This is a genomic window from Curtobacterium sp. MCSS17_007 (assembly GCF_003234175.2).
Classification (GTDB): Bacteria; Actinomycetota; Actinomycetes; order Actinomycetales; family Microbacteriaceae; genus Curtobacterium.
On record NZ_CP126257.1, the window covers coordinates 2,741,336 to 2,767,162 of the forward strand.

The 25,827-nt window shown below is 71.6% G+C and carries 26 protein-coding genes; 13 read left to right on the top strand and 13 right to left on the bottom strand.

Features of this window, described 5'->3' with window-relative positions:
• Positions 1-41 precede the first annotated feature (41 nt).
• Genes DEJ22_RS12985 through DEJ22_RS12995 form a run of 3 tightly spaced genes read right to left on the bottom strand, consistent with a single transcriptional unit; the run spans position 42 to position 2,804 of the window.
• Entirely contained in the window at positions 42-983 is a 942-nt protein-coding gene (locus DEJ22_RS12985; protein ID WP_111228371.1) for a 3-oxoacyl-[acyl-carrier-protein] synthase III C-terminal domain-containing protein, read from the bottom strand.
• Positions 980-1,807, bottom strand: a complete 828-nt coding sequence (locus DEJ22_RS12990) for an MBL fold metallo-hydrolase (protein WP_181430988.1) — start codon at positions 1,805-1,807, stop codon at positions 980-982. The genes DEJ22_RS12985 and DEJ22_RS12990 overlap by 4 nt, the downstream gene beginning before the upstream one ends.
• Positions 1,800-2,804 (bottom strand): NAD-dependent epimerase/dehydratase family protein, encoded by a 1,005-nt coding sequence (locus DEJ22_RS12995; RefSeq protein WP_111228370.1) that lies wholly within the window; start codon positions 2,802-2,804, stop codon positions 1,800-1,802. Before DEJ22_RS12995 ends, DEJ22_RS12990 begins: the two co-directional genes overlap by 8 nt.
• A gap of 85 nt (positions 2,805-2,889) precedes the next feature.
• Here DEJ22_RS12995 and DEJ22_RS13000 point away from each other — a divergent pair, with 85 nt between their 5' ends.
• Complete coding sequence (locus DEJ22_RS13000; RefSeq protein WP_111228369.1) at positions 2,890-4,125, top strand: glycosyltransferase; 1,236 nt, start codon at positions 2,890-2,892, stop codon at positions 4,123-4,125.
• An 87-nt stretch (positions 4,126-4,212) separates the two neighbouring features.
• On the opposite strand, the gene DEJ22_RS13005 is transcribed toward DEJ22_RS13000, so the two are convergent.
• Positions 4,213-5,583: an MFS transporter gene (locus DEJ22_RS13005; RefSeq protein WP_111228368.1), complete on the bottom strand. Its 1,371-nt coding sequence runs from the start codon at positions 5,581-5,583 to the stop codon at positions 4,213-4,215.
• Positions 5,584-5,873: 290 nt separating this feature from the next.
• Between DEJ22_RS13005 and DEJ22_RS13010 the strand changes: the two genes are divergently transcribed.
• The gene (locus DEJ22_RS13010) at positions 5,874-6,179 is read left to right on the top strand and encodes a putative quinol monooxygenase (protein WP_111228367.1); all 306 of its coding nucleotides are present in this window, start codon (positions 5,874-5,876) and stop codon (positions 6,177-6,179) included.
• A 198-nt stretch (positions 6,180-6,377) separates the two neighbouring features.
• Here DEJ22_RS13010 and DEJ22_RS13015 read toward each other — a convergent pair whose 3' ends face one another.
• Positions 6,378-7,634, bottom strand: coding sequence for an endo-1,4-beta-xylanase (locus DEJ22_RS13015; protein WP_111228366.1), 1,257 nt, complete (start codon positions 7,632-7,634; stop codon positions 6,378-6,380).
• Between the two features lie 227 nt (positions 7,635-7,861).
• Positions 7,862-9,460, bottom strand: coding sequence for an MFS transporter (locus tag DEJ22_RS13020; RefSeq protein WP_111228365.1), 1,599 nt, complete (start codon positions 9,458-9,460; stop codon positions 7,862-7,864).
• An 82-nt stretch (positions 9,461-9,542) separates the two neighbouring features.
• On the opposite strand from DEJ22_RS13020, the gene DEJ22_RS13025 reads away from it, so the two are divergent.
• The 4 genes from DEJ22_RS13025 (at position 9,543) to DEJ22_RS13040 (ending at position 13,620) form a co-directional block, all read left to right on the top strand.
• Positions 9,543-9,959 carry an HIT family protein gene (locus tag DEJ22_RS13025; protein WP_111228364.1) on the top strand — a complete coding sequence of 139 codons (417 nt, stop codon included), beginning with the start codon at positions 9,543-9,545 and terminating at the stop codon, positions 9,957-9,959.
• Positions 9,960-10,053: 94 nt separating this feature from the next.
• Positions 10,054-10,482: a hypothetical protein gene (locus DEJ22_RS13030; RefSeq protein WP_111228363.1), complete on the top strand. Its 429-nt coding sequence runs from the start codon at positions 10,054-10,056 to the stop codon at positions 10,480-10,482.
• A gap of 52 nt (positions 10,483-10,534) precedes the next feature.
• Complete coding sequence (locus DEJ22_RS13035; RefSeq protein ID WP_181430987.1) at positions 10,535-11,974, top strand: FtsX-like permease family protein; 1,440 nt, start codon at positions 10,535-10,537, stop codon at positions 11,972-11,974.
• A gap of 164 nt (positions 11,975-12,138) precedes the next feature.
• Positions 12,139-13,620 carry an MFS transporter gene (locus DEJ22_RS13040; RefSeq protein WP_220033813.1) on the top strand — a complete coding sequence of 494 codons (1,482 nt, stop codon included), beginning with the start codon at positions 12,139-12,141 and terminating at the stop codon, positions 13,618-13,620.
• A gap of 13 nt (positions 13,621-13,633) precedes the next feature.
• Here the strand turns inward: DEJ22_RS13040 and DEJ22_RS13045 are convergent, their stop codons facing one another.
• Complete coding sequence (locus tag DEJ22_RS13045; protein WP_111228361.1) at positions 13,634-14,062, bottom strand: hypothetical protein; 429 nt, start codon at positions 14,060-14,062, stop codon at positions 13,634-13,636.
• A gap of 231 nt (positions 14,063-14,293) precedes the next feature.
• Positions 14,294-14,752: a DUF4383 domain-containing protein gene (locus DEJ22_RS13050; RefSeq protein ID WP_111228360.1), complete on the bottom strand. Its 459-nt coding sequence runs from the start codon at positions 14,750-14,752 to the stop codon at positions 14,294-14,296.
• A 161-nt stretch (positions 14,753-14,913) separates the two neighbouring features.
• Here DEJ22_RS13050 and DEJ22_RS13055 point away from each other — a divergent pair, with 161 nt between their 5' ends.
• Positions 14,914-15,411: a tyrosine-protein phosphatase gene (locus tag DEJ22_RS13055; RefSeq protein ID WP_111228359.1), complete on the top strand. Its 498-nt coding sequence runs from the start codon at positions 14,914-14,916 to the stop codon at positions 15,409-15,411.
• 66 nt (positions 15,412-15,477) lie between these two features.
• Here the strand turns inward: DEJ22_RS13055 and DEJ22_RS13060 are convergent, their stop codons facing one another.
• Positions 15,478-16,341, bottom strand: coding sequence for an SMP-30/gluconolactonase/LRE family protein (locus DEJ22_RS13060; protein WP_181430986.1), 864 nt, complete (start codon positions 16,339-16,341; stop codon positions 15,478-15,480).
• Between the two features lie 175 nt (positions 16,342-16,516).
• On the opposite strand from DEJ22_RS13060, the gene DEJ22_RS13065 reads away from it, so the two are divergent.
• The 3 genes from DEJ22_RS13065 (at position 16,517) to DEJ22_RS13075 (ending at position 19,375) form a co-directional block, all read left to right on the top strand.
• The gene (locus DEJ22_RS13065) at positions 16,517-18,427 is read left to right on the top strand and encodes an ABC transporter ATP-binding protein (protein WP_111228357.1); all 1,911 of its coding nucleotides are present in this window, start codon (positions 16,517-16,519) and stop codon (positions 18,425-18,427) included.
• Between the two features lie 334 nt (positions 18,428-18,761).
• The gene (locus tag DEJ22_RS13070) at positions 18,762-18,980 is read left to right on the top strand and encodes a hypothetical protein (RefSeq protein WP_111228356.1); all 219 of its coding nucleotides are present in this window, start codon (positions 18,762-18,764) and stop codon (positions 18,978-18,980) included.
• Positions 18,977-19,375, top strand: coding sequence for a hypothetical protein (locus tag DEJ22_RS13075; protein ID WP_146241827.1), 399 nt, complete (start codon positions 18,977-18,979; stop codon positions 19,373-19,375). Before DEJ22_RS13070 ends, DEJ22_RS13075 begins: the two co-directional genes overlap by 4 nt.
• A gap of 24 nt (positions 19,376-19,399) precedes the next feature.
• Here DEJ22_RS13075 and DEJ22_RS13080 read toward each other — a convergent pair whose 3' ends face one another.
• Positions 19,400-20,347: a LysR family transcriptional regulator gene (locus DEJ22_RS13080; RefSeq protein ID WP_111228354.1), complete on the bottom strand. Its 948-nt coding sequence runs from the start codon at positions 20,345-20,347 to the stop codon at positions 19,400-19,402.
• 120 nt (positions 20,348-20,467) lie between these two features.
• Here DEJ22_RS13080 and DEJ22_RS13085 point away from each other — a divergent pair, with 120 nt between their 5' ends.
• Together DEJ22_RS13085 and DEJ22_RS13090 are read left to right on the top strand one after the other, a co-directional pair.
• Entirely contained in the window at positions 20,468-21,484 is a 1,017-nt protein-coding gene (locus tag DEJ22_RS13085) for a putative oxygenase MesX (protein WP_111228353.1), read from the top strand.
• A 20-nt stretch (positions 21,485-21,504) separates the two neighbouring features.
• Positions 21,505-22,554, top strand: coding sequence for a methionine synthase (locus DEJ22_RS13090; RefSeq protein WP_058749236.1), 1,050 nt, complete (start codon positions 21,505-21,507; stop codon positions 22,552-22,554).
• Between the two features lie 55 nt (positions 22,555-22,609).
• On the opposite strand, the gene DEJ22_RS13095 is transcribed toward DEJ22_RS13090, so the two are convergent.
• The 3 genes from DEJ22_RS13095 to DEJ22_RS13105 form a co-directional block, all read right to left on the bottom strand.
• Positions 22,610-22,876, bottom strand: a complete 267-nt coding sequence (locus DEJ22_RS13095; protein WP_146241826.1) for a hypothetical protein — start codon at positions 22,874-22,876, stop codon at positions 22,610-22,612.
• A gap of 307 nt (positions 22,877-23,183) precedes the next feature.
• Positions 23,184-23,891 (bottom strand): hypothetical protein, encoded by a 708-nt coding sequence (locus tag DEJ22_RS13100; RefSeq protein WP_111228351.1) that lies wholly within the window; start codon positions 23,889-23,891, stop codon positions 23,184-23,186.
• Positions 23,888-24,871 (bottom strand): alpha/beta hydrolase, encoded by a 984-nt coding sequence (locus DEJ22_RS13105; protein WP_111228350.1) that lies wholly within the window; start codon positions 24,869-24,871, stop codon positions 23,888-23,890. Before DEJ22_RS13105 ends, DEJ22_RS13100 begins: the two co-directional genes overlap by 4 nt.
• Before the next feature lie 179 nt (positions 24,872-25,050).
• Here DEJ22_RS13105 and DEJ22_RS13110 point away from each other — a divergent pair, with 179 nt between their 5' ends.
• Complete coding sequence (locus DEJ22_RS13110) at positions 25,051-25,383, top strand: hypothetical protein (RefSeq protein ID WP_146241825.1); 333 nt, start codon at positions 25,051-25,053, stop codon at positions 25,381-25,383.
• The last annotated feature ends 444 nt before the right edge of the window (positions 25,384-25,827 follow it).

Below are 25,827 nucleotides of genomic sequence, written 5' to 3' on the forward strand. Positions count from 1 at the left end.
ACCAGCGCGAGCGGCCGACAGAGCCGCAGCGCGAGCTGCCGTCAGAGCCGCAGCGCGAGGGCGTTCGCGGTCAGGCCCGCCGCCGTCCCGCAGAGCAGCACGGTGTCGCCCCGTCCGAGTCGTCCGTCGTCGAGGCACCGGGCGAGCATGAACGGCACCGACGACGACACCGAGTTCCCGAACGCCGCGACCTCGTCGACGTACTTGTCGGTTGGGATCCCGAGCCGGCGCATCGCGAGTCCGATCGCCCCGCTGGCCTGGTGCGGGACGACCAGGTCGACGTCGTCGAGCCCGAGTCCGCTGCGATCCCAGAACCGCGCGAAGAACCCGGGCAGCACGCGGAGCATCCCGGTCAGCGCACGCCTGCCGTGCATGTCGAACAGGTAGTCCGACGGGTCGCCGTCGGCGTACTGCTGCGCGGGGTACCTCGACAGGCCGCCTCGGAGCTCGGTGTCGTGCGCGTGCTCCGGCCAGGTCTGCTGCAGCGCCGACAGCACCCCCTGCGTCCCGTCGCCCCGCGTGAGCACGACCGCGGCCGCGGCGTCCGAGAACAGCTCGGCGGACTCGCGCTGCGCCGGGTCGAGGAAGCGCGACCCGACGTCGCCGGAGACGATGAGCACCCGGTCGTGGTCGCCGTCCTCCAGGTAGCGGGAGGCGATGTCGAGTGCCGTGATGAAGCTCGTGCACGTGGAGTTGACGTCGAGTGCGGCCGCCCGGGCATCGGGCGCCACCCGCTCCATCACGAGGGCTGCCGTGCACGGGATCGGCTGCACGCCGGCGGCGCAGGCCGCGATCACGAGGTCGAGGTCGGCCGCGTCGATGCCGGCGTGCTCGATCGCCCGGGACGCGGCTTCGGTGAGCATGTCGAGGTGCGACACGTCGTCGGCGATGCGGTACCGGGTGACGGTGCGTGCTCCGCTGCCGTAGGTGACTGTCCGGTCGGGCAGTGCCGTCCCCCACCCGGCGATGGCGCAGTGCTTCACGGTCCCCCTCGGTCCTCGTCGTCGTCGGCGAGCAGGTCCACCCCGGTCCGGTGCTCGTCGTGGCTGAACAGCAGTCTGACACCCGCGCGCTCGAGTGCGAGCAGGCGCTCGGCGGTGTCGCGCTGTGCTCCGGCGTCGTGGGCGACCGTGCGCGGCAGGAGACGCAGGTCGCGTTCCCGTCCGAGGAGGTCGCGGCTCCACGCGGCGTCGGCGGCGAGCAGCACGCGGTCCTCGACCAGCACGCCGATGTGTCCGTCGGCGTGCCCGGGCAGCCGGACGAGCCGGGTGCGACCGTCCTCGAACGGGTCGGCCGTCGCCAGGCCGACCGCCGCGAGCGGCCCGGACGGAGCGGGGGCGAAGGCGCTGTCCGGGACCACCAGCAGCCGGTCGACGAGCCCCGCGGGCAGCAGTCCGCGCAGCTGACCGGCGAGCACCTGCGGGCGGGCGATGCTCCGGGCCACGCCCTCGGTGACCAGCACCCGTGCGTGCGGCACGGCCGCCAGTCCGCCGACGTGGTCGGGGTGCAGGTGCGACAGGACGACGTGCGTGACACCGTCCGTGTCGACGGCGTCGGCGAGTGTGCCGCCCGGTGGCACGACCGGCGGGAGCAGGCGTCGGTACAGCCACCCGGCGACACCCGTGCGCCACGGCAGGGGCGCGTACCCGGTGTCGAACAGCACGGACCGGTCGGGGCCGGACCAGTGGAACACGTTCGCGGGGAACACCCGGCGGCCGCGCGGGGCGCTCCGGAGGAGACCGTGCACGTCGTGGGTCGTCCACCCGCAGGCGGCGGCGCGCAGGACGCCGACCGGGCGCTCAGTCACGCGGCTGCTCACCGACGCGCCGGCCGGCGGTCGCGTAGCTCGCCAGGGCCTCGTCGAGTCCGACGACCGGCTCGTAGCCGAGCACCCGCCGGGCACGGGTCAGGTCGAGGGTCTGCGAGTGCGTGATCGTCGTCACCGTGTAGCGGGTGACCGGCGGCTCGGGACGGCCCGGCAGCACGGTGCACACGGCCTCGAGCACCCCGGCCAGCGCGTACAGCGGCCCCGCGGGCAGGCGCAGGTGCCGCGGTCGCAGCCCGAGCCCGGTGAGCAGCTGGTCGAGGAGCTCGACGAACGGCCGGGGGTCGCCGTTGGTGATGTTGAACGCCAGTCCGGCTGCCTCGGGCACCTCGGCTGCGAGCCGGACGGCGTGCGCGACGTTCTCGACCGCGGTGAGGTCGACGAGTCCGCGCCCGCCGTGCAGGAGCGGCACCCCGACTCGCTCGTGCACGCGGAGCAGCCGCGGCACGAGTCCGGTGTCGCCCGCGCCGATGACGCCGCGCGGACGCAGGACGACGATCTCGGGGCCGTCGGGGTCGCCCGTCGCAGCGCGGAGGAGCGCCTCGGCGTGCAGCTTCGAGCGGATGTAGTGGTTCATCGGGCGGCTGGGGTCGACCTGGTCCTCGCGGATGTCGAGCCGGTCACGAGGAGCGGCGTAGATGCCGGGCGACGACACGTGCACGAGTCGCCGGGCCCCGACGCGACGTGCGTACTCCAGCACGCGGGCGGTGCCGGTGACGTTCGCGTGCGCGAAGGCCGACCACGGCCCCCACGGGGAGCTGCGTGCCGCGCAGTGCACGACGACGTCGGCGGGCACGTCGGCGCGGGCGAGGTCGTCGAGGTCGCCGACGTGCACGTCACCGGCGGGCAGCGCTGATGCCCGCCGGCCGGACGCCGTCACGCGGTACCCGTGCTCCCGCAGGGTCCGCACGACGTGGCCGCCGACGAACCCGCTCGCACCCGTGACCAGTGCCCGTTCGCCGGTGCCCGCTGCCCCCATGGCGCCGATCCTACGGGGAGGACGGGAGCCGGCAGGAGCACACCGGGAGCAGGCAGGCAGCTGCCGGCGCCCCTAGGCTCGGGGCGTGCGGATCGCGCTGGTCACCGACTACTACCTGCCGACGCTCGGGGGCGTCCAGACGGCGGTGCGCTCCCTCGCCGAGGCCCTCACGACCGCCGGGCACGACGTCACCGTGTTCTGCCCCGACGATCCGGAGGGCCCCGCGCACACGGACGGTCCGGCGGCCGGTCCGGTCGTCGTCGGCCTGCCCGTCTCCCCCGTGTTCCGTCCCGACGGCTACCCCTTCGCCTGGCCCCCGCGCCGCGTCCGTGCCCTGCTCCGCCGTGAGTTCGCCGCCCGACGCATCGACGTCGTGCACACCCACTCCGAGATGTTCGCGGCGCTCGGTGGCCTCCGCGCCGCGCAGGACCTCGGGATCCCGGTGGTCCACACGATGCACGGTCGCATCGACGTCTACACGCGGAACGTCCTGCCCGTGCCCGCCGTGACGACGGCACTGCTCGCCCTCCTGCACGCGACCCAGGTCCCCCGCCGCGGCATCCGGGTGGGCGCCGACACCCCGTACACGCGCAGCCGGACGGCGCGGCGGATGTGGCGCGTCATGCTCGCGCAGTCGCGGGCGAGCGACCACGTGGTCGTCCCCTCGCGGCACTTCGCCGACAAGCTCGTCGACCGGGGCGTGCGGACCCCGGTCTCCGTCGTCTCGAACGGCATCGAGCCCGCGGTCCTCGACGCGATCGGCTCCGCAGCCGGACGGACCCGGTCGGCGGACGAGCCGCTGCGGGTGCTGTGGGTCGGTCGGCTCTCGCCCGAGAAGCGGCCGGAGGTCCTGGTCGAGGCCGCCCGGTCCTTCCCGCCGGGCACGGTGGTCGACGTGCTCGGCGACGGCGTCGCGCGAGGGCGGGTCACCCGTGCTGCGGCCGGCACGTCGGTGACCCTGCACGGGTCGACGCCGCACGAGCAGGTCCTCGCCGCCATGCGTCGGGCACACGTGCTCGTGTCGAGTTCCTTCGACTTCGACAACCAGCCGATGGTGATGCTCGAGGCCGTCGCCACCGGCCTGCCGGTCGTGCACTGCGACCCGGACCTGGCCGAGGTCGTCCCCGAGGGCGGCGGCTGGACCACGCCCACCCCGGACGCGGCGGGCATCGCGTCGGTCGTGCGGCGGCTGCACGACGAGCCGGAACAGCTCGAGCGGGCGAGCGCCGCGCTCGTCGCGGCGCGTGGCCGCGTCGAGCAACGCGTCGACGAGCTGGTGGCGGTCTACGGAGCCGTCCTGCGTCCGTCCCGGACCGCCTGACGGACGGGAGGGTCGGCACCGACCGGCACCGCCCCTCCCGTCCGTCGCCGGGTCGCCGTCAGCGCGACCCGGCGGACCCCGCGGGGATCAGCGGACCTTCTTGATCGGCAGGATGACGAGCGCACCGAGGAGCACGGCGACGCCGGCACCCCAGAGCATGAGCGTGTAGTTCTGGCCGCCGCCGATGCCGAGCAGGAACAGGCCGACCGCCGGGGCGAGCGACTGCGGCAGGGCGTTCGCGATGTTGATGACGCCGAGGTCCTTGCCCGGGCGCTCGGGGTCGGGCAGCACGTCGACGACGAGTGCGGTGTCGATCGCGGCGTAGATGCCGAACGCGAACCCGAGGACGATCTCGGCGAAGTAGAAGCCGCCGACGCTGTCGACGTGGGCGAGGATCACGAGGCCGACCGCGGTCAGGGCGGTCGAGCCCCAGACGAACACCTTGCGGCGGCGGACGCGGTCGGACACCCAGCCCGAGACGGCGGCGCTGACGAGCAGGGCGACCGTGTACAGGAGCACGCCGAACGCGACGGTCGCGGTGGCCTCCGCGACGTCCGAGATGCCGATCTGGTCCTGCATGTAGAGCAGGCGGTACGTCGTGAACATGAACGTGCCGAAGGTGATGAGGAACCGGCCCCACCATGCGAGCCCGAAGTCGGGGTGCTTGATCGGGTTCGTCCAGAACGACGCGATCAGGGTGGTCCAGCTGAACGGCTTCGTCGGGGTCGTCGGCAGCTCGTCACGGGCGACGAACGAGTAGACGAGGATGACGGCGACCGCCAGGATGCCCGGGGCGATGAACAGCAGCGGCAGGTTCCCGACCAGGTACACGGCGAGGTAGAGGCCGGCGAGGATCGCGATGTTCTGCGCCAGGGCGATGACGCTCGACGCCTTGCCGCGCTGGAACTCGGGGACGTTGTCGGCGAAGCTCGCGGTCAGGGTGGCGAGGACCGCGTTGGCGGAGACCTGCGCGAGCACCCACGCGATGGTGAGCTGGACCACGTCCGGCGAGAACGCGAGCCAGGCGAGTGCGCCGAGGAAGACGACGACACCGCCGACCATCCACGGGCGGCGACGACCCCACCGGGTGCGGGTGCGGTCGGAGACGGCGCCGAACAGCGGGTTCGCGATCAGGGCGCCGAGGGCGCCGAACGGCAGGACCGAGCCGACGATGGTCTCGGGGCTGGACGGGTTCAGCTCCTGCGCCTTGATCGACATGCTCACGAACACGGGGGTGAGCAGGGCGGCGAAGAGGCCGAACTGGGCGAGGCTGAGCGCCCACAGGTACTTCGGGCCGACGCGGACCGTGCTGACGTTCTGCGTGAGGCCCTCGACCGAGAACGCGCGCGATGCCGCTGCGGGGTCGGAGCCCGTCGCTCCGGCGGCCGCGGTGACCGGCGGGGACGCGGTCCCGGCGAGACCGGACTGCGGTTCTTCCTTCGACGTCGGTGTCGACATGACTCCTCCTCGAGCCATCGGGGGCAGGACGCCCTCTGAATACCTAGTGCTGCTAGGTGAGGAGGACAGTAACACCGAAAACCTTGCACCGGAAGCTTTTTCTCTCTCCATGACGGGCACGGTGCCGCAAGACACGAGGACGGCACTCCCCCGCAACCCCGCACCGCTGCGAGCATCTGCCGCCGTTGCGTTCTGCACTTCCGCGGCGGAGCACGGAACAACGGGGATCGTGCGCGGGTTGCACCACACCTGCGGCCGACCACCGGTCGCTCCTGACGAAAGGCGCGCACATGACCCAGACGGTCTTCCTCGAGGTCCAGCTCCGCGACGACGTCGCGCAGGACGCCATCGAGTCCGCCATCCGCGACACCCTCGCCCAGACCGCGGCGTTCCCCGGCAACGAGTCGCTCGAGGTCCTGGTCGACGACACCGACCCGCTGCACCTCGTCGTGCTCGAGCGGTGGACGACCGCCGCCGACCACGACGCCTACGTCGCGTGGCGCGCGACCGACGAGGGGGCGCCGACGGCCCTCGCCGCGGTCGTCGCCGCCCCGCCGATCACCCGGACGTTCGGTCGGACGCTCGACCTGGGTTGACCGGTCAGGGCACGCCGGGGTCCCGGCGTGCCCTGCCCGAGGAGCGAGGCGCGACCCCTCCACGCCTCGACCCGACCGTGCTCACCCGTCCACACGCTGGTCGCTCCCGCATCCGTGGACCGGGTCGCCGACCGACAGGCTCCGTGGTGGACGGGAGGCGCGTGCGGAACCCGCACCGCGCCTCCCGTCCGTCTCCGGTCACGTCGCGGATGCGACCACGTGCAGCGAAGCGGCGACGCGCCCGACGGTGAACGCCGTCGACGCACCCCGCACGTCCGCCCGGTACTCCCCCCGGAACCCGCGGACCCGCACCTGGCCCCGCTCGTCCGTCCGCAGCACGGCCGGCCCGGTCCACCACTCGTCCTTGACGAGGCGGCGCAGCGCCTCGTACGACGGCTTCGGCGTCCCGTCCTCCCGCACCAGCCCGATCGGCGCTCCCAGCCATGCGCCCGCGTCCGTGATGCCCCAGTAGGTGACCGCCTCGACCGCCGGGTGTCCGACCAGGCTCCGGTAGTGCCGCTCGACCTCGTCGGCCTGCCGCTCCTCGCCCTCGGGCGTCGACGGCCACGAGTCCACCTGGTGGTCGTTCAGGTCGACGATGTGCGCGGGCATGAGGTCACCCGACACCAGCGAGGTCTCGGTCAGGTGCAGCGGCAGGCCGTACCGGGCGAACCGGTCGACCATCGCGAGCATCGTCTCCTCGCCCCAGTACCCCTGGTGCATGTGGGTCTGCAGCCCGATGGCGTCGATCTGCACGCCGGCCTCGAGCACACCCTCGATCAGGCACTCGTACGCGCTCGACAGGTCGAAGTCGTTGAGCAGCAGGGTCGCGTGCGGGTTCGCGGTGCGGGCCTCCTCGAACGCCATCCGGATCGTCGGGATGCGCCCCTTCGCCCGGGCGAGCGGGGTGATCGCGTTGTCACCGTTGTCGAACACGGGCATGATGACGACCTCGTTGATGGCGTCCCAGGTGTCCACGAGTCCGGCGAAGTCACTGACCTCGCGGCGGACGCGCTCCCGCTGGAGCCGTTCGACCTCGTCGAGGGGCAGCTCGAGGAGCCAGTCCGGCTGCACGGTGTGCCAGACGAGTGGGTGCCCCTTGCGCGCGATGCCCCGGTCGCGGAACCACTCGGCGGTGCGACGGAGCCGGACGGTGTCGGGTCGGCCGCGCTCGGGCTCGAAGCGCCCCCAGTAGAACGGGAGCGTCGCGGTGGTGAACACGTCGGTGTACAGGTCGGCGAGCCGTTCAAGCCGCTCCCGCTCGGCGCCGTCGACCTCGCCGTTCGCGAGCTCGACGAAGTCGAAGCCGATGTTCCCGAACCCGAAGGCGTGCCGGGTCTGCTCGACGGCGACCTCGACGCCCGGCAGCGGTTCGCCGTGGTGGTCCACGACGGTCAGGACCGTCTCTCCCGTGCGGTGCGCGACCGCTGGGCGCTGGGCTCCGTACTCGACCATGGCTGCTCCTCCGGCAGCCTCGTCGCCGCCGTCGTCGGTTTTGTTGTGTCGCCGAACATAGCCGGAGGTCGGGACGAGGTACAGCTTCCACGGCCCGTTCGTCCGGACACCGCGGGAAGGCCGGCGCGCCGCCCCGTCCCTCCGGACCGGACGCGCTCCGCGACCGACGGGAGGCACAGCGCCAGCCGGCACCGTGCCTTCCGTCCGTCAGGGGCTCTGCCACGACGTCAGACGGAAGCCTCCGTGTGGTGCACCTTCCCCACGACCACGTCGACGATGCCCGCGACCAGGGCGACGGCCACGAACACCAGCGACACGGCGAGCCCGAGCGGGAGGCCCTGGGAGTAGTCGCCCTTCGTGCTCGCGAGCGACGAGTAGAACACGCTGCCGACCGCGGCGATGCCGATCGCAGAGCCCACGCGCGCCCCCACCTGGATGAGGCCTCCCGCCGACCCGCCCTGCTCCACGGGGACCTCCGACAGGGTGAGCGTCTGGTTCGGCGAGATGGTCAGCCCCGAACCGATGCCACCGACCAGGAGCGGCAGCACGAGCCACCAGCCGAGGTCCGGCCCGTAGTGGTTCGCGACCACCCACACGACCCCGCCGAGCCCGAGGAGCACGAGCACCGTGCCGACGACGATGAGCTGGCGACCGAAGCGGTGGACGACCCGTCCGCCGACCGTCGACGCGATGCCGGAGCCGATCGCGAACGGCACCGACGCCAGTCCGGCGAGCAGGGCTGAGTACCCCAGCCCGGACTGCAGCGCGAGGGTCAGGACGAAGAACAGCGGCGTGAAGCCGGCGAAGTACACCGTCGCCAGGCCGACGCCGAGCGAGAACGACCGACGGCGGAACAGGCCCAGGTCGACGACCGGCTCCTTCGTCCGGCCGTACCGGCGCTCCCAGAGCACGAACAGGACGGCGAACACCACGGCGGCGACGACGAGCCACCACTTCGCGTTGCTCTTCCACTGCTCGGACTGCACGAACGGCAGCAGCAGCGCCACCACCGCTGCACCGAGCAGGACGATGCCGACGGGGTCGAAGTCGTGCTTGCGACCGCGCGCCGCCTTCGCGGCGGCGGGCAGGTAGCGGAAGGCCAGGAGGATCGTGACGAGTCCGACGGGCAGGTTCACGAAGAACACGAACCGCCAGCCGTTCTCGGTGCCGAACGCGGTGATGAGCAGGCCACCGACGAGCGGGCCGATCGCGGTGGCGATGCCGACGGTGGCGCCGAAGAGCCCGAACGCGGTGCCGCGCTCCTTGCCGCGGAACAGCTGCTGGATGAGCGCGGTGACCTGCGGGGTGAGCAGACCGCCCGCGAGGCCCTGCACCAGGCGGGCGATGACGAGGACGAGGCCGTTCGGGGCGAAGCCGCACAGTGCGCTCGCCAGGGTGAAGAGTGCGACGCCGATGACGAACATGCGGCGACGACCGACGGCGTCACCGAGCCGACCGCCGGGCACGAGCAGGAGTCCGAACGCCAGGGCGTACCCGGAGAGGATCCACTGCACGGCCTCGGGGGTCGCGCCCGTCAGGCCGCTCGAGATCGACTGCAGGGCGACGTTGACGATCGACACGTCGAGCAGGACGATGCCGCCGCCGAGCAGGCAGATGACGAGCGCCTTCCAGCGGTTCGGGTCCTGACCGTCCTCGTGCTGCTGGGCCTCCTGGTCGTCCGAGCGCTGCGCGTCGGAGCGCTGGCCGGGGTGGTCCTCGGGCTGCGGCGCCGACGGTCGCTCGGCGGTCGCGGCGTGGTGCGCGGGGTGGTGCGCGACGGTGGGAGCCGCATCGGGCTCGGCGGATCTGCGGTGTTCAGCTGCCATGACGATCCCACGCTAGGCCGGGCCTCATCGCCGATCCGCAGGCTGTACGGTTCTTGTCCCCCGTACCGACGAGACTGGGGCGATGGAGCCGTGCACGTTCTGCCGCATCATCGCCGACCAGGCCCCGGCCACGTGGGTCGAGCGCGAGGAGCACGCCGTCGCCTTCGCCCCGCTCCCCGCGTCTGCGCTCGCACCCGGGCACACCCTGGTCGTGCCGGTCGCGCACACCGCGGACCTGCTCAGCGCCGACCCGACCTCGCTCGCGGCCTGCACGGCGCTGGCGCGGCGGGTCGCCCTCGCGATGCGTGCGGCGCTCGGCGCGACCGGGACCGTCCTGCTGCAGGCGTCCGGCAGCGACGCCGGACAGAGCGTGCCGCACCTCCACTTCCACGTGGTGCCCTGCTGGGCGGACGACGGCACGACGCACTGGCCGGAGCCGCCGTCGGCGCACGTCCACGACGGAGACCCGCACGCCGAGCTGGCGGCGATGTTCGAGTAGATGTCATCCCCGAGGAGCACACCGGTCCTCCGCTGTGCCGATCCCGACGCGTACCGCCGTGCGCTGTGATCGTGATCGACACGAAAGGCTCGACATGCCCCGCACCGCCACCGTTCCCCTCGCCGTGGGCGCCCTCGCGCTCGGCGCCCTCCTGCTCAGCGGGTGCTCCGCCCTCGGTGACCTCGCGCACGACCGCGTGACCGCCGAGGCCTCGACCCGCGCCGACCTCGACGCCGCTCCGGACTGGCTGCCGTCGGACGCCCGCGACATCACGTCGGTCTCGGGCACCGGCGGCAAGGACTCCGACACGACCCCGACGACGCTCGTGTTCACGAGCACCGACGGCGTCACGGACGACGCATGCAGCACGACCCCGCGACAGTCCGCACCGACGATGGACGTCGAAGGGGCTCCGAACGTGTACAAGGCGACGTCGGTGCTGCGGTGCGGACCGTGGTCGATGACGTCGAAGGGCGACCGCTGGGTCGCCTGGACGCCGAACCCGGGCGACGGCGGGTCCTGACGTGCCCCGTCCCCGCGGTCGACACCGGACGCCCGGCCGGGTCCGCGATCGCGTGACCGCTGCCAGCGGGCCCCACCGGATCCCGGTCGCCCGGCGCACCCGCCGTGTCCCCGCGCTCGGCGAGCACCGGGCGACCGTCGCCGTCGCCGCCCTCTCCGCCGGTCTCGGCGCCCTGGTCGTCACCGGCGCCGAGGCCGCGCACCGGATCGTCGAACTCGGCGAGCGCACCGGATCGAGCGCGACGGTGGCCGCCATCCTGCCCGTCGTGGCGTGGGTGTTCATCGGCATCGCGCTGTACGTGAGCGCCGTCGTCGCGTCGAACACCTGCGCGACGGTCATCGCCGGCCGCACCCGCTCGCTCGCGCTGCAGCGCGTCCTCGGGGCGACCGGCCAACAGCTCCGGTGGCAGGTCACGCGGACCGGGACGGCCTGCGGCCTGGTGGGTGCCGCGGTCGGCACGGTGGCCGGCACCGTCGTCGCCGATGCCGCACTCGGCGTCGCCGCCGCCGCGGACGCGCTCCCGCCGCTCGGCGTCCTCGCTCCGCCGTCCCTGGTGCCGATCGGGCTCCTGGTCGCGGCCATCACGACGATCGCGTTCCGCGTCGGCTCCCGCGCCGTCCTCACCATCTCCCCGCTCCGCGCGCTCGAGGCCGGCGTCGAGGCCCCTCCCGGCGCCTCACGCTCCGTCGGGCGCACGGTGACGGCGAGCATCCTCTTCCTTCTCGGCACGGCCGGGCTCGGCGTCTCGGTGGTCCTCGGTGCGACGAGCGTCGACTCCCTGCTGCTCGCCGTGGCCTGCGGTGCACTGTCGTTCACGGGCGTCGTCGTCGCTGCGCCGGTGCTGCTGCCCGCCGTCCTCCGGATCGCGGCAGCCGTGTCCGCCCGGTCGGTCGTGCCGGCGATGGCTGCGCGGAACTCGCTCCGCGCGCCGAAGCGCACCGCCCGGGCGACGGTGGGGCTGCTCATCGCGGTGACGCTCATGGCGACGTTCTCGGTGGGGTTCTCGACCTACGCGAGCATGCTCCAGGGCCAGGCCGCGGACGACCCCGAGTACTACCGCGGCATCCAGGAGCAGTTCGACCAGCTCGCGGTGATGTTCACCGGCCTCGTCGGTGCCGCCGGGATCATCGCCGCCGCCGGGGTCGTCGCGGTCACGGCCCTGACGATCGCGCAGCGCGGACGCGAGCTCGGTCTGCTCCGGGTGGTCGGCGCGACCCGGCAGCAGGTCCGCGCGCTCGTCCTGGCGGAGACGGCCATCACCGTCGCCGTGGCGGTCGTGCTCGGCGGTCTGCTCGGTACCGCGTACGGCTGGGCCGGGGCGTACACGCTGCTCGGCGCGACGAAGGGCGCAGTGCTCATCGCACCCGTCGTGCCGGTCTGGCTCGTGGTCGTCGTCGTGCTCGGCGCTGCGGGCACCGGGCTCGCCGCGGCGCTCGGTCCGGCCGCACGGGCCGTGCGGGCGGCCCCGGTGGCGGCGCTCCGGTACGAGTAGTCCCGAGGACGGCCCGCGGCCGTCCGGTCCAGGGCGGGCCGTCCGGTCCAGGGCGGGCCGTCCGGTACCATCGAGGGGTGTCCGGCACGGAGCCGGAGTGGTCGCGGAAGGCGATCCGGGCTGAAAACCCCACGTCGCCTTCCATCGCTGAGGACTGCTCTGCCGTGACCGCACCCATCACCCCGACCGCGTCGAACCCGACCGTCCCGACGCCGGCCACGTCGGCGCCCGACGACCGTCTGGGCGCCCGCGAGAAGACCGTCCTCGTGACGCTCGCCGCCGCGCAGCTGCTCGTCATCCTCGACACCACGATCGTGAACATCGCGATCCCGCAGGCAGCCGTGGCACTCTCCCTCGGCGCCGACGGCCGCCAGTGGATCATCACCGCCTACGCGCTGACGTTCGGCGCCGTGCTGCTCATCGGCGGAGGGATCGCCGACTACTGGGGCCGGAAGCGCACGTTCATCCTGGGGCTCGTCGTGTTCGCCGTGGCCTCGCTGCTCGCCGGCCTGGCGGTCGACGTCACGATGCTCATCGGCGGACGTGTCCTGCAGGGCGCCGGTGCCGCGCTCATGGCCCCGGCTGCGCTCTCGCTCGTCAGCGTGACCTTCCCCTCCGGTCGCGCGCGGAACCTGGCGTTCGGCGTCCTCGGCGGCATCACGTCCAGCGGCGCCGCCGTCGGTCTGCTGCTCGGCGGCGTGCTGACCGAGTTCGTCGACTGGCGCTGGTGCCTGCTCGTCAACGTGCCGGTCGTCGCGGTCGCCCTCGTCGCCGCGTCACTGGTGCTCCGGGAGAGCCGCGCCGAGTCGCACGGTCGACTCGACATCGGCGGGGCCGTCACCATCGCGATCGGGCTCGCGGCACTCGTGTACGGCTTCACGCTCGCCGAGCGCGGTTGGGTCGAGGGCGGTGCACTGGTCTTCATCGCCGTCGGTCTGGTCTTCCTGGCGGTCTTCGTGCTCATCGAGCTCCGGGTCTCGGCGCCGCTGCTCCCGCTCCGCGTCGTCCTCGACCGCAACCGCGGCGGTGCGCTCGTCGTGCAGACCTGCGCCGGAGCGGCGATGGTGACCGTCACGCTCTACATCACGTTCCACCTGCAGCAGGTCCTCGGGCTCCCGCCGCTGCTCGCCGGCGTCGCGACGCTGCCGCTGGCCTTCACGATCGGCCTGGTCATCCCGGTGCTGGTCCGTCTCATCCCGCGGGTCGGCCCGAAGCCGCTGCTCGTCGCCGGCCCGGTGGTCGCGGGCGTCGGAGTGCTCCTGCTCGCCCGCGTCTCCGTCCAGGGCTCCTACTGGGGCGAGGTCCTGCCGGGCCTCGTCGTGATGGGTGCCGGCATGGCGGCGATCTTCGTCCCCGCCCAGAACATGGCGCTGTCGCGGGTCCGTCCCGAGGACGCGGGCGCCGCAGCGGCCGCCGCCAACGCGACCAACCAGATCGGCGGAGCCGTCGGCCTCGCGGTCCTCACCAACCTGTACGTCGCCGGTTCGGGTGGCGGTCAGTCCCCCGCCGCACTCGTCGACGGGTACGCGGCGGTCTTCGTCGGTGCCGCGGTCGTCATGGCACTGGCCGCGGTCACGGCGTTGCTGCTCATCCGCAACGTGCAGCTCGGGCAGGGTGCGGGCGAGCAGCTGCCGTCGATGCACTGACGGGCGGCGGGGCTCAGCCCGCGGCTCGGCGGACCAGTTCGCGCAGCCGCTGGTCGACCTCGTCGGTCCACTCGACGACGGCGAACGAGGTCGCCCACATCGGTCCGTCGTCGAGCGCCGCGTCCTCCTGGAACCCGACGGTCGCGTAGCGCGCGCCGAACTTCGACGCGGGCTGCACGAAGGTCACGACCTTGCCGTCGCGTGCGTAGGACGGGAACCCGTACCAGGTCTTCGGATCGAGGTCCGGTGCCACCTCGGTCACGAGCAGGTGGTAGCGCGACGCCAGGGTCTGGTCGAAGCCTTCGAGCGCTTCGATGGCCGCCGTGCAGGCCTCGCGCTCGGCGTCCCGCTTCGCGGCGCCCTTGAGTCCCCGGGTCGCCTTCCGCTCGTCGGCTGCCTGCTGCATCGCGGCTCGCTCTGCGTCGCTGAACACCCCGGCCATCGCCGTCTCCCTCGTCCGTCGTGGATCGTCGGACCCGGTCCGCTTCGGACCGGGTGCTGTCGGCATCATGGCACCGCGCGCGGACGACCGCACTCCGCGACCGGCGAGGCGGTGCGGGCACCGACGGGCCCCGTCGTGGCGCCGGCTCGTGGATCACCGCGGGGCCCCTGCCTCCGGGCGCGCAGAAGGGCGCCGGTCCGAGGACCGGCGCCCTTCTGGCGGTGACGGGTGTCAGCGGGTCGTGCGGGCCCCGGCACGCGGGAGGACGACGCCGAGGACGATCATCGCGACGGCGAGGAAGGCGTGGAGCACGTTGTCGGCGCTGTTCAGCGGGACGAAGTTCGCAGCACCGTCCATGCCGGCGACGAAGAGGCCGAACACGAACAGCACGGCGTAGATGATGCCGCCGACGATCAGGTACGAGCGCGAGCCGGAGGCCGAACGCGCGGCCAGCAGCCCGACGATGCCGAACAGCAGGTGGACGATGTTGTGGAGCACCGACACCTGGAACAGGCCGAGGAGCATGGCCATCGAGCTGTCACCGGCGAAGGACAGCGTGCCCATGTCCATGGTCAGGCCGGGGATGAAGCCGGCGATGCCGACGATCAGGAACACGACGCCGAAGAGCAGTGCGCCCTTCTGGACGAGGGTCGCGGCGAAGCCGTTGCGAGGGGTTGCTGCGCTGGTCATGGTTGCTCTCTCCTTGGGTGCGAGGTCGCCGGGGACTGGCGACGGTCACGGTGGTGACCGGTGGCCCTCTCCGTGCGCTTCACAGTAGAGATGCAGACGGCACTCGGTTTCCCCCCTTCCGGGGTTAGCGCTCAACGGACAGGATCTCCTGACCGCGACGGGTGGTCGCCGACGCCGTCGCCGAGGTGCGCGTCGTCCACGCCCCGACGGAGGACCAGGACGACCCCGAGTTCCGCGCCGTCTGCTTCCCGATCCTCGACTCGCCCGAGTACTGGCGGCACAACTGGCGCATCCTGCCCGACCTCGTCCTCGCGGCCTTGCACGCCGTCGCCGACGCCCCCTCCGGCGTGCTCGTGCACTGCAGCGCCGGACGGGACCGGACGGGCATGATCAGTGCGCTCCTGCTCGCGAACGCCGGCGTCCCGCCCGCGCTGGTCGCCGAGGACTACGCATCATCCGTCCGCGCGATGGCGGGGTCCGGGACGCACGCGCCGGGTGACCGGCAGGCGTCGTGGGACGCGGACGAGGTGACGGACTGGCTCGCCGTCACCGCTCCGATCGTCGAGGACGTCGCGGCGGACGTCGACGCGGCCTTCGCGACGGTCGGCGCGGACGCCGACCTGCGGACGCGACTGCGCGCGCTCCTCACCGAACCGTGAGCGCGACCCCACGTCGGACGGGAGGCGCGGTGCCGGCCGGCGCCGTGCCTCCCGTCCGACGCCTGGTCACGGCCCGGGGACGGTGACGCGGACCGCGCTGATCCGCCCGGCGCGCGTGCCCGCCGTGGTGCCCGGGTCGTAGCTGTCGGCGGTGGCCAGGTAGAGGGTGCGGCCGTCCTCGCCGCCGAGCGCGCAGTCGATCGCGCACAGGCCGGGGGCGTCGATGCGGTCCGTCACGGCACCGCCCTCGACGACGCGGAGGAACTCCCCCGTGTCGACCGAGCAGACCCAGATCGCTCCCTCGGCGTCGACCGTGCTGCCGTCGGGCGTGACGCCCTCGGGCAGCGCTGCCCACTCGCGACGACCGGTGAGCGACCCGTCGGGCTCGATGTCGAACGCGGTCAGGCGGCCACCCCAGGTCTCGCTGACGACGAGGGTGCGGGTGCCGGGGAGCACGTTCGCGCTGTTCGGGAACACCAGCCCGTCGGCCGCGAGACGGACGGAGCCGTCCTGGTCGACGACGTAGAGCGGGCCGGGGCGGAGTTCCTCGCCGCCGTACAGGTCGTAGCCGAACGCGCCCACGTACGTCCGACCCGTCGACGCGTCGACGACCAGGTCGTTGAGGAGCGAGGGCTCGATCGAGGACAGGTCGGCGAACGGCTCGTTCGTGCCGTCCGGGCGGACGACCTGGATCGTCCGGGCGTTCATGGCGCTGACGATCAGCCGACCGTCGGCGAGCCACCCGAGGCCGGACGACTGCCCCTCGATGGTGGTCTCGAGCCGCGGGCCGGCGTCGGCACCGGGGTCGATCGAGAAGACCTCGCCCGTGTGCATGTCCGAGTACCAGAGCCGGCCGTCGTGCCAGCGGTTGCCCTCGGGGAACCGGATGCCGGAGACGACCTCGGTGGCGGAGTCCATGGTGATGTGCACCGGTCCAACCTGCCAGTGGCCCGCTGCTGGCACGCTGGACGTGCGGGACCAGGTGATGGCCCGTCCGTCGGTGGTCGCGACGTATCCTGGCTGCCTGCTCGCCGCAGCCCGGGGTGCCTCCTGAGCGCGGCCGTCCGACCCTTGCGTCGGAGTCGTCGCCACGGAAGGAACCGCCATGAGCATGGAGGGCGCTGCCTGGAGCTCGCTCTACAAGATCTCGACCGCCAAGGACGGCGGTCGGGGCTTCTCGCGCGAGTCCCTCCGCCGGATCATGACGTTCGCCGTGCCGTACAAGGTGCAGCTCGTGGTGTTCATCGCACTGTCCGTCGTGGGCGCCTTCCTCGCAGTCGCGACGCCGGTGCTCGCGGGCCAGGTCGTCGACGTCATCGCCGCCGGCGGCGCGGTGTCGACGGTCGTCTGGTTGGCCCTGGTCATCGCGCTCGTGGCTGTCGCCGACGCCGCGTCGTCGCTGCTCACCCGCTGGTACTCCGCACGCATCGGCGAGGGCGTCATCCTCGACCTCCGCACCGCCGTGTTCGACCACGTGCAGAAGATGCCGATCGCGTTCTTCACCCGCACGCGTACCGGCGCACTGGTCAGCCGGCTCAACAACGACGTCATCGGCGCGCAGCAGGCCTTCAGCGGCACGCTCTCCGGCGTCGTGACGAACTCCGTGGCACTCGTGCTGACCCTGGTCGTCATGCTCAGCACCTCGTGGCTGGTGACGGTCATCGCCGTGGTCATGCTGCCGGTCTTCCTCGTCCCCGCACGCCGGATGGGCAGCCGCCTCGCCGCACTCCGCCGCGAAGCCGCCGACCACAACTCCGCGATGAGCACGCAGATGACCGAGCGGTTCTCCGCGCCCGGTGCAACGCTCGTCAAGCTGTTCGGCCGGCCCGACGAAGAAGCGGAGGAGTTCCGCGTCCGCGCCGCCCGCGTGCGGGACATCGGTGTCCGCACCGCGATGCTGCAGTTCGTCTTCGTCACCGCGCTCATGCTCGTCTCGGCGCTCGCCCTCGCGCTCGTCTACGGGCTCGGCGGCGCGCTCGCGCTCGGCGGCCAGCTGAACACCGGCGACGTCGTCACCCTCGCGCTCCTGCTCACCCGGCTCTACGCCCCACTCACCAGCCTGGCGAACGCCCGGGTCGAGATCATGAGCGCCGTCGTCAGCTTCGAGCGCGTCTTCGAGGTGCTCGACCTCCGGCCGCTCATCCAGGAGAAGCCCGATGCCGTCACCCTGCCGGACGGGCCGGTCGCGGTCGAGTTCGACGACGTGCGGTTCGCCTACCCGTCCGCCGACAAGGTCTCCCTCGCCTCGTTGGAAGAGGTCTCGACGCTCGACACCCGTGGCGGCGACGAGGTCCTGCACGGCGTCTCGTTCCGGATCGAGCCCGGGCAGACCGTGGCCCTGGTCGGGTCCTCCGGCGCGGGCAAGTCCACCATCGCGCAGCTGCTCGCCCGCCTGTACGACGTCGACAGCGGCGCGGTCCGTCTGGCCGACACGGACGTCCGCGACGTCACCTTCGAGTCGCTGCGCCACACGATGGGCATGGTGACGCAGGACGGGCACCTGTTCCACGAGACCATCGGCGCCAACCTGCGCCTGGCGCGGCCCGAGGCCACCGACGACGAGGTCTGGGACGCCGTGCGACGTGCGCGCCTCGAACCACTGATCCGGTCGCTGCCCGACCAGCTCGACACGATGGTCGGCGAGCGCGGCTACCGCCTGTCCGGCGGCGAGCGCCAGCGCATGACGATCGCCCGGCTCCTGCTCGCACAGCCCCGCGTCGTGATCCTGGACGAGGCGACCGCCGCGCTCGACTCGACGTCCGAGGCCGCCGTGCAGGCCGCCCTGAGCGAGGCGCTCGACGGGCGGACGGCGATGGTCATCGCGCACCGACTGTCGACCATCCGCAGCGCGGACCTCATCCTGGTCATCGAGGACGGCTCCGTCGTCGAGCGCGGGACGCACGACGAACTCCTGGCGGCCGGGGGCCGCTACGAGGAGCTGCACCGGACGCAGTTCGCGGTGCAGGCGGACCAGGCGCCGGAGCCGCAGCCGGCCCGCGAGGGCAGCGTCCGCTAGCGACGGACGGGAGGCGCGGTGCCGGCTGGTGCCGCTCCTCCCGTCCGTCGGGATGCCGACGGGAGCACCTGCTGGAACGTCAGCACGGTCCGACCGGTGCCGACGACGAGCCCGACGACCAGGACCGCGAGGCCGACCCACAGTGGCCACGAGCACGACCTGGGCTGCGTACAGGAGCACACCGGAGCCCTGCAGCAGGAAGTACCCGGAGGTCGACCGACGGTAGAGCAACGCCGAGCGGTCCGGGACCATCCGCACATGACGGGTCGTTCAGGTTCACGGGTGGCGCGAGCCTGCAGCGGGCCAACGCTGCCGAGCCGCCAGGATGAGCGACATGGACGAGAACGTCGCCGCGATGTACGTGGGTGCCCTCTGGATCAGTGTCGCGCTCCTCTCGGGCGGGTACGCCAGGACGCGGAACCGATCGGCATGGACCTGGTTCGTCCTGACGCTGATCGCGGGACCGCTCGCCCTGCTGCTCCTCGTCACGTGGCCGCCGCGGCAGCCGCGGGGTGAGGAGGCCCCGTGGACTCGGAGAGCAACAAGCCCGTGAGCACTGCCGAGGCCCGGCAGTCCGTGCAGGACATCGTCGACCGGACTGCCTCCTCACTCGAGGGCGACTGGGAGGTCTACAGCGGGCCCTCGGTCGAACAGTGCAGCAAGAGCGACGGCAGCGACGGCGCTGCCTACAGGTACATCAAGGCTCTCGCGAAGCCGACCGGTGAACCCGAAGCGGACATCGCCGTGATCAAGAAGCTGTGGGAGGAGGCCGGGATCACCACGCAACCGTACAAGAGTGGGGGCGACGACCCGATCCTCGGTCTGCGCGGCGCAGGTGGCCCGACCACGTCCATCAGCTTCCTGGCGGACACCCGTCGGTACACGGTCTCAGCAACGTCCGAATGTGCTGATGGGGACGCTGTCGAGATGCAGAGCAACGGGGAGTGACGAGCGTCGGAGATCCTCGACGGATCAATGCGGCCCGAGCAGCTCGACCCCGTAGCTGACGACGACCGCCCGCAACTCCTCCAGGTACGCCTGCGCCTGCTCCGTCAGGGGCACCGAGGAGTGCGCGATCCACCCGATCTCGATGCGCTCGTCGACGTCGAGCGGGATCGCGACGATCTCCGGGTCGAGGTCGTCGCTGATCAACCCCGTCGAGATCGTGTACCCACCGAGCCCGATCATGAGGTTGAAGATCGTCGCCCGGTCCGACACCCGGATCTCCCGCTTGCTCGACATCGTCGACAGGATCTCCTCCGCCAGGTAGAAGGAGTTGTTCGCGCCCTGGTCGAACGTCAGCCGCGGCAGCTCGGCGAGGTCGTCGAGCGTCGCCCGCTCCTGCGCCGCCAACGGGTTCCGCCGGGCGACGAAGATGTGCGGCTGCGCGACGAACAGCGGTGTGAACACGACCCCGGCGTCCCGCATCAGCTTGCCGAGGACCTGCCGGTTGAAGTCGTTGCGGTAGAGGATCCCGAGCTCACTGCGCAGTGTCCGGACGTCCTCGATGATGTCCCACGTGCGGGTCTCGCGCAGCGAGAACTCGTACTGGTCGGCGTCGGCGCCCTCGACCATCCGGACGAAGGCCTCGACCGCGAACGAGTAGTGCTGCGCGGACACCCCGAGCAGCCGCCGCGAGGCCTGGCGGCCGACGTACCGCTGCTCGAGCAACGAGACCTGCTCGACGACCTGCCGCGCGTACCCGAGGAACTCGACCCCGTCGACGGTGAGCACGACCCCACGCGCAGAGCGGGTGAAGAGCGGCCGGCCGATGCGTGCCTCCAGGTCCTTCATCGCGGCCGACATGGTCGGCTGCGAGACGTAGAGCAGGTCGGCCGCAGCGCTGATCGAGCCCTCGGAGGCAACCTCGATGAAGTACCGCAGCTGCTGCAGGGTGATGTCGTTCGCAACGCGAGCCATAGGCACAGGCTATGCGACTGCATAGCGTCTCGGTATTACCTGATGACCCGCGCCTCCCGTCATGATCGACAGGACTCTTCCCACAGTGCCCGCGGGCGCTCGACGACCGGACTGCGGACCATGGCGAACGACATCACCTTCAGCATCAGCAGGACACGCTTCGACGAGGACTACTCGCCCGCCGAGAACTCCCGTCTGACCACCAACTTCGCCAACCTGGCCCGCGGGGAGCACCGCCAGCAGAACCTCCGCAACGCGCTCGCGCTGATCGACGAGCGCTGCAACGACCTGGCCGGGGACCCGGACGGTGACCGCTACCGGGTCGAGCTCGACATCGTGTCGGTCACGATGCAGTTCGAGGACGGCGGACAGGTCGAGCGCTTCCCGCTGATCGAGGTCCTCGACGTCACGATCGTCGACCAGCACTCCGGCGAGCGCCACCACGGCATCGTCGGCAACAACTTCTCGTCGTACCTCCGCGACCACGACTTCGCCGTCCGTCTGCCGTCCGCATCCTCGCTCCCCGCGGACTTCGGGCTGCTGCACGGGCAGCTCTTCCAGCACTTCCTGCGGTCCGACGCGTTCCGGTCGCAGTTCGACGCGGAGCCCGTCGTCTGCATCAGCGTCTCGACGAGCCAGACCTACCGGCAGACCGGGTTCGTCCACCCGGTCCTCGGCGCGGAGTACGCGCACGAGCACTCGTCGCTCACCGACGACTACTTCGGTCGGATGGGGATGCAGGTCCGGTACTTCATGCCGCCTGGGGCAAAGGCGCCGCTCGCCTTCTACTCGAGGGGCGACGTCGTCAGCGACTACTCGGACCTCCAGCTCATCGGCACGATCGCCACCATGGAGACGTTCCAGAAGATCTACCGCCCGGAGATCTACAACGCGAACGAGGTCGCGCCGAGTGTGTTCCGCCCGACGCTCGAGCACGACGACTGGACGTCGACCGGCATCGCCTACGACCGCGAGGAACGCAGCCGCCTCGGCGTCACGCAGGGCCGATGGACCGAGGAGCACCTCGTGACGCCGCACCGCGACTTCCTGGACCGCTGGCTCGCCGACCAGACCACCCCGGCTGGCCACAACACCCTCGCCGAGCAGCCGGCCACCCGCGCTGCCCTCACCCACTGACCGACTGGACCTCCACGCGCATGAGCACGCTCCTCCCCACCTCGATCGTCGGCAGCCTGCCGAAGCCCTCTTGGCTCGCCGAGCCCGAGCGCCTCTGGTCCCCCTGGCTGCTCGAGGGAGACACCCTCGTCGAGGGCAAGCAGGACGCCCTGCGATCCGCCGTCCACGAGCAGGAGCGCAACGGCATCGACATCGTCAGCGACGGCGAGCAGACCCGCCAGCACTTCGTCACGACGTTCATCGAGCACCTCGACGGCATCGACCAGGAGCGCAAGGAGACCGTCCGCATCCGCGACCGCTACGACGCCGCGGTGCCGACCGTCGTCGGCGCCGTCAGCCGCCCGAAGCCGGTCTTCGTGGACGACGCGAAGTTCCTGCGCGCACAGACCGACCGCCCGATCAAGTGGGCGCTCCCCGGCCCGATGACCATGATCGACACCCTGTCCGACCAGCACTACAAGAGCCGCGAGAAGCTGGCGTGGGAGTTCGCCACGATCCTCAACCAAGAGGCGCTCGAGCTGCAGGAGGCCGGCGTCGACGTCATCCAGTTCGACGAGCCCGCCTTCACCGTCTTCCACGACGAGGTGCAGGACTGGGGCGTCGCCGCGCTCGAGCGCGCTGCCGAGGGCCTGCGCGCCGAAACCGTCGTGCACATCTGCTACGGCTACGGCATCGAGGCGAACAACAAGTGGAAGGAGACCCTCGGCGCCGAGTGGCGGCAGTACGAGCAGTCCTTCCCGCTCCTGCAGCAGTCGTCGATCGACATCGTCTCCCTCGAGTGCATCCACTCCCACGTCCCCCTCGAACTCGTCGAGCTCATCCGCGGGAAGAAGGTCATGCTCGGCGCGATCGACGTCGCCACCGAGCAGGTCGAGACGCCGGAGGAGGTCGCCGCGGTCCTCCGCCGTGCACTCGACCACGTCGACGCCGACAAGCTCATCCCGAGCACGAACTGCGGCATGGCGCCGCTGGCGCGTGGGGCGGCCCTGCAGAAGCTCGGCGCGCTCTCCGCCGGCGCGGACATCGTGCGGGCCGAGCTCGCGAACGTCGCGGTGCCGGCAGCGCTGTAGCGGTGCGGGACCGGCCTGGAGGCACGGCTCGATTCCGGTAGGCAGGTCACGTCCGTCAGTCCTGGCCGTCGAGGCTCATCTTGTCGAAGTCGCCTGCGACGCACAGCGAGCTGCCGTCGATCGTGTACCCGCGAGGATCCGCGCGGAAGTCGGACGACTCCACCGGGCCACCCCTACCCCGGACGCCGAGGATGGGGTCCTCACCGCCGGTCTGGTACCGCTCGGTCGTGACCCCGAGCTCCTTCCAGTGCCGCTCCACCGCCTCGACGTCGGCCCTCGGATCCGCGCTCGCTGAGCGGACCTCGGCGTAGACGTACTGCACGCCCCCCCTGCCCCAGGCCGACGCCGCATTTCCCGAGCCGAGGGCCCTCACCGATCTCCCAGCCGTCCCCCACCACATCGGTCGATCCCTCGACGAAGCCGACGATCGACTGCTTCGCCTGCTCCGGGCTCTTCCCGATGCCGGCGCTGCAGCCAGCGAGAACGGCGGCGGCGAACAACGCAGCTCCTGCCGACCGCAAGACGGTGACGACCTTCCGCCGATTCAGATCCATGCGGGAACTCCTTCCAGAGCAGCTTGCACCCGCGGCGTCGGCCCGACCTCTCGATGGGCGACCCTGCTCGAGTGGTCAGCGTTGCCGGACAGCGTCGCCGTACTCCGGGAACGGCTCGTGAACACCGGGCTGTGACTCGTCGGGGAAGTCCGCGGGGTCGCGCAGTGCGATCGCCTCGATGAGCTCCGGCGCATCGCGCGCCCAGAACGCCTCGCTGTACACACCGAGCGAGTACTGCCCGTTCGGCCGCACACTCCAGGTCACCCACCATCCGTCGCCGGTGTCGGCCCTGACCTCGTGATCAGTCCCGACCTTCGCGCTGCTGGAGCGCCATCCCTTCTCGTCGAAGTAGCGCTGCATCGGTTCGAGGTCCTGCTCAGCGCCGGTCGCTCCGTCTGGCTCGATGATCCGGACCGCGCGGAAGGAGTAGGAGTTCTCCTTGGTCGCGCCCTTCGGCGCCTCGCCGAACGCGGCGTCGCCAGCAGGCAGCGGGCGGACGTCTCCACCGTTCCAGAACCACGTGCCACCCGAGATCTGCTCCTGCGCGGCGGCGAGGACCTCCTGCCCGTGCTCGTAGCGCTCACCGGCCAACTCGAACTCCTCCTGCAACGAGAGATCGGCTACCTGCGCCTGCGTCTTGCCTGCTGCGTCTCGTGCGTCCTGTCCGGCCACGTCGTCTCCTCTGCTTGCGCCGCCCGAGGCGCATCCGGTCGTCGCGAGCACCACGGCTGCGAGCATGGTCACGATCGCGTGGCGCAGTCGGGGTCGAATCTCGACGATCATGGCCCCATCTTCCCGCCTGCGACGATCTGCGCCAGCGTCCTGAGCGTGGTCGAGTCCTGAGACAGGTACCCGACGTCGTCCGAATCGGAGTCGTGCCACATGTCGTGACCCGTTACTCCTCTCGCACCCTCGACTGCTTCCGACGAGAACTCCTGCACGCCGTCGAAGCCGAGCGGATCAGCTCGGTTGGCGAAGCCCACCCACTGACCGACCGGCGCAAGCGGATCGTCCTTCGCGGCCGTCGCGTAGACGTGGCCAGCATGCACGTCCCCGATCTCGGTCCCGTGCGGGAAGCCGACCGACCCGTAAGACACGAACGAGTCGACCTGATGCTCCGTCAACTGGAGCCCCTGCACCGCAGTGGTAGAGCCGTACGAGTGCGCAGCAACTGTGAAGGTGTCAGGGGCATCTCCTGGCCTGCTGTCGAAGACACCGTCCACGAAGGAGGCCAGCTCCGCGGCGCCGGACTCCGATCGGTTGGGTGCGCCCACCTCCAGCGGGCTCGGCGCGTGGTAGCCGACCCCGGAAACGACGGCGTAGGTCTGTTTCCGATCAACAGCGTGCGCTTCGCGCAACAGTCCTTCGGCGGCCTGGACACGTTCGCCCATTCCAGCCACGTCCGATTCCATCCCTGGCACGTTCACCGTCACGTTGTTCGCCGTGTCGAGGTCCCCCAGCGACAGGGCGGCGACCAGCGCACCGTCGTGCACCCCGAATCCCACGAGCTGCGCCGTCTTGGACGTCTCAGGCCCGGGGAGGGTTTCCACACTGATGTCGGCCGCGTCGACGGCCTTCTGCAGCGCATCGACCTGTTCCTCGAAGTCCGACCGACCGACGCGCTGCCCACCGAAGCCCATGAGCATGTACACCCGCTCCGGATCCCGCACCGCCACCGCCAGCACGGCTCGAGACGCGATGTCCCGCTTCGCAGCAGGGATGCCGTCGAGGTTTGCGAACAGGTACTGCGTCGCCAGCGGCAAGGACTCGATGTAGGCGTCCGTCCGTCTGCGGGAGCCGCGCGTAGGCCGCGGCGACCTCAGCAGGGGTCAGGCCCGGCCGGAGCAGCGTGGACAGCGCTGGCGATCCGCTCACCGTTGCCACAGCGTCGAGCGTCAAGTCCGGAAGTGCGCCGCCACCAGCGCGGTCGAAGGCGTTCGCAATGCCTTCGATCCAGCTCGCCTCCAACGCGTTCTCAGCCAGTAGCTGGTCAAACCCCGCCACGATCGTCGAACCCTGGATCGGCACCCACGAGCAGGCCGAGCAGAAGCGGGCCCATGCGTTCTTCACCTGGATCAGGTGCTGCGCAGTACTGTCGTCAGCTGCTCTGCTGGCCCCGGCGAACGTCAACAGCGCGTCGGGATCAGCGGAGGAAGTGCTCCCTGAGCTTCCGCCACCAGTGCGCGGGCGCGCCCTCGGCGCAAAGGCCGCCGTGACCGGAGTCGGTAGCACCGCGGTGTCGTCCGGGCGCGGATCAACCACGCCGTCGATGTAGGCCGACGCCGCTGCGAGCGGGTCTCCGGAAGCGCGACGCTCCTCACGCTCCGCCTCCCTCGCCGCCCATGCACGCGAGTCCTGGACCCGCCGCCGCTCGGTGTCGGCCTCCTTCTTCGCTCGATCGATCGATGTCCGGAGGTCAGCGAAGAGACCGGCGAGGCGCTGCGCGTCCTCCGACCTGACCGTGCTGCCGGTCGTGAAGAGCGTCGCGTAGCGGCCGCGGAACTCCTCAACCGCTGCCTCGACCCGCACACGGTCTGCCATCGCCTGTGATCGCAGGTCCCCGGAAGCCCCGTCGGCAGCAGCGATGAGGGCATCGGCCGCCCCGTCATCGAACACGATCGTCACGCACACCCCCGTGTGGATCGCAATCTGGTCCTCGACACTACTGAAGGACCGACGCCCTTGTTCGACCGAGCCCTGGGAGGGCATCGCGGATCAC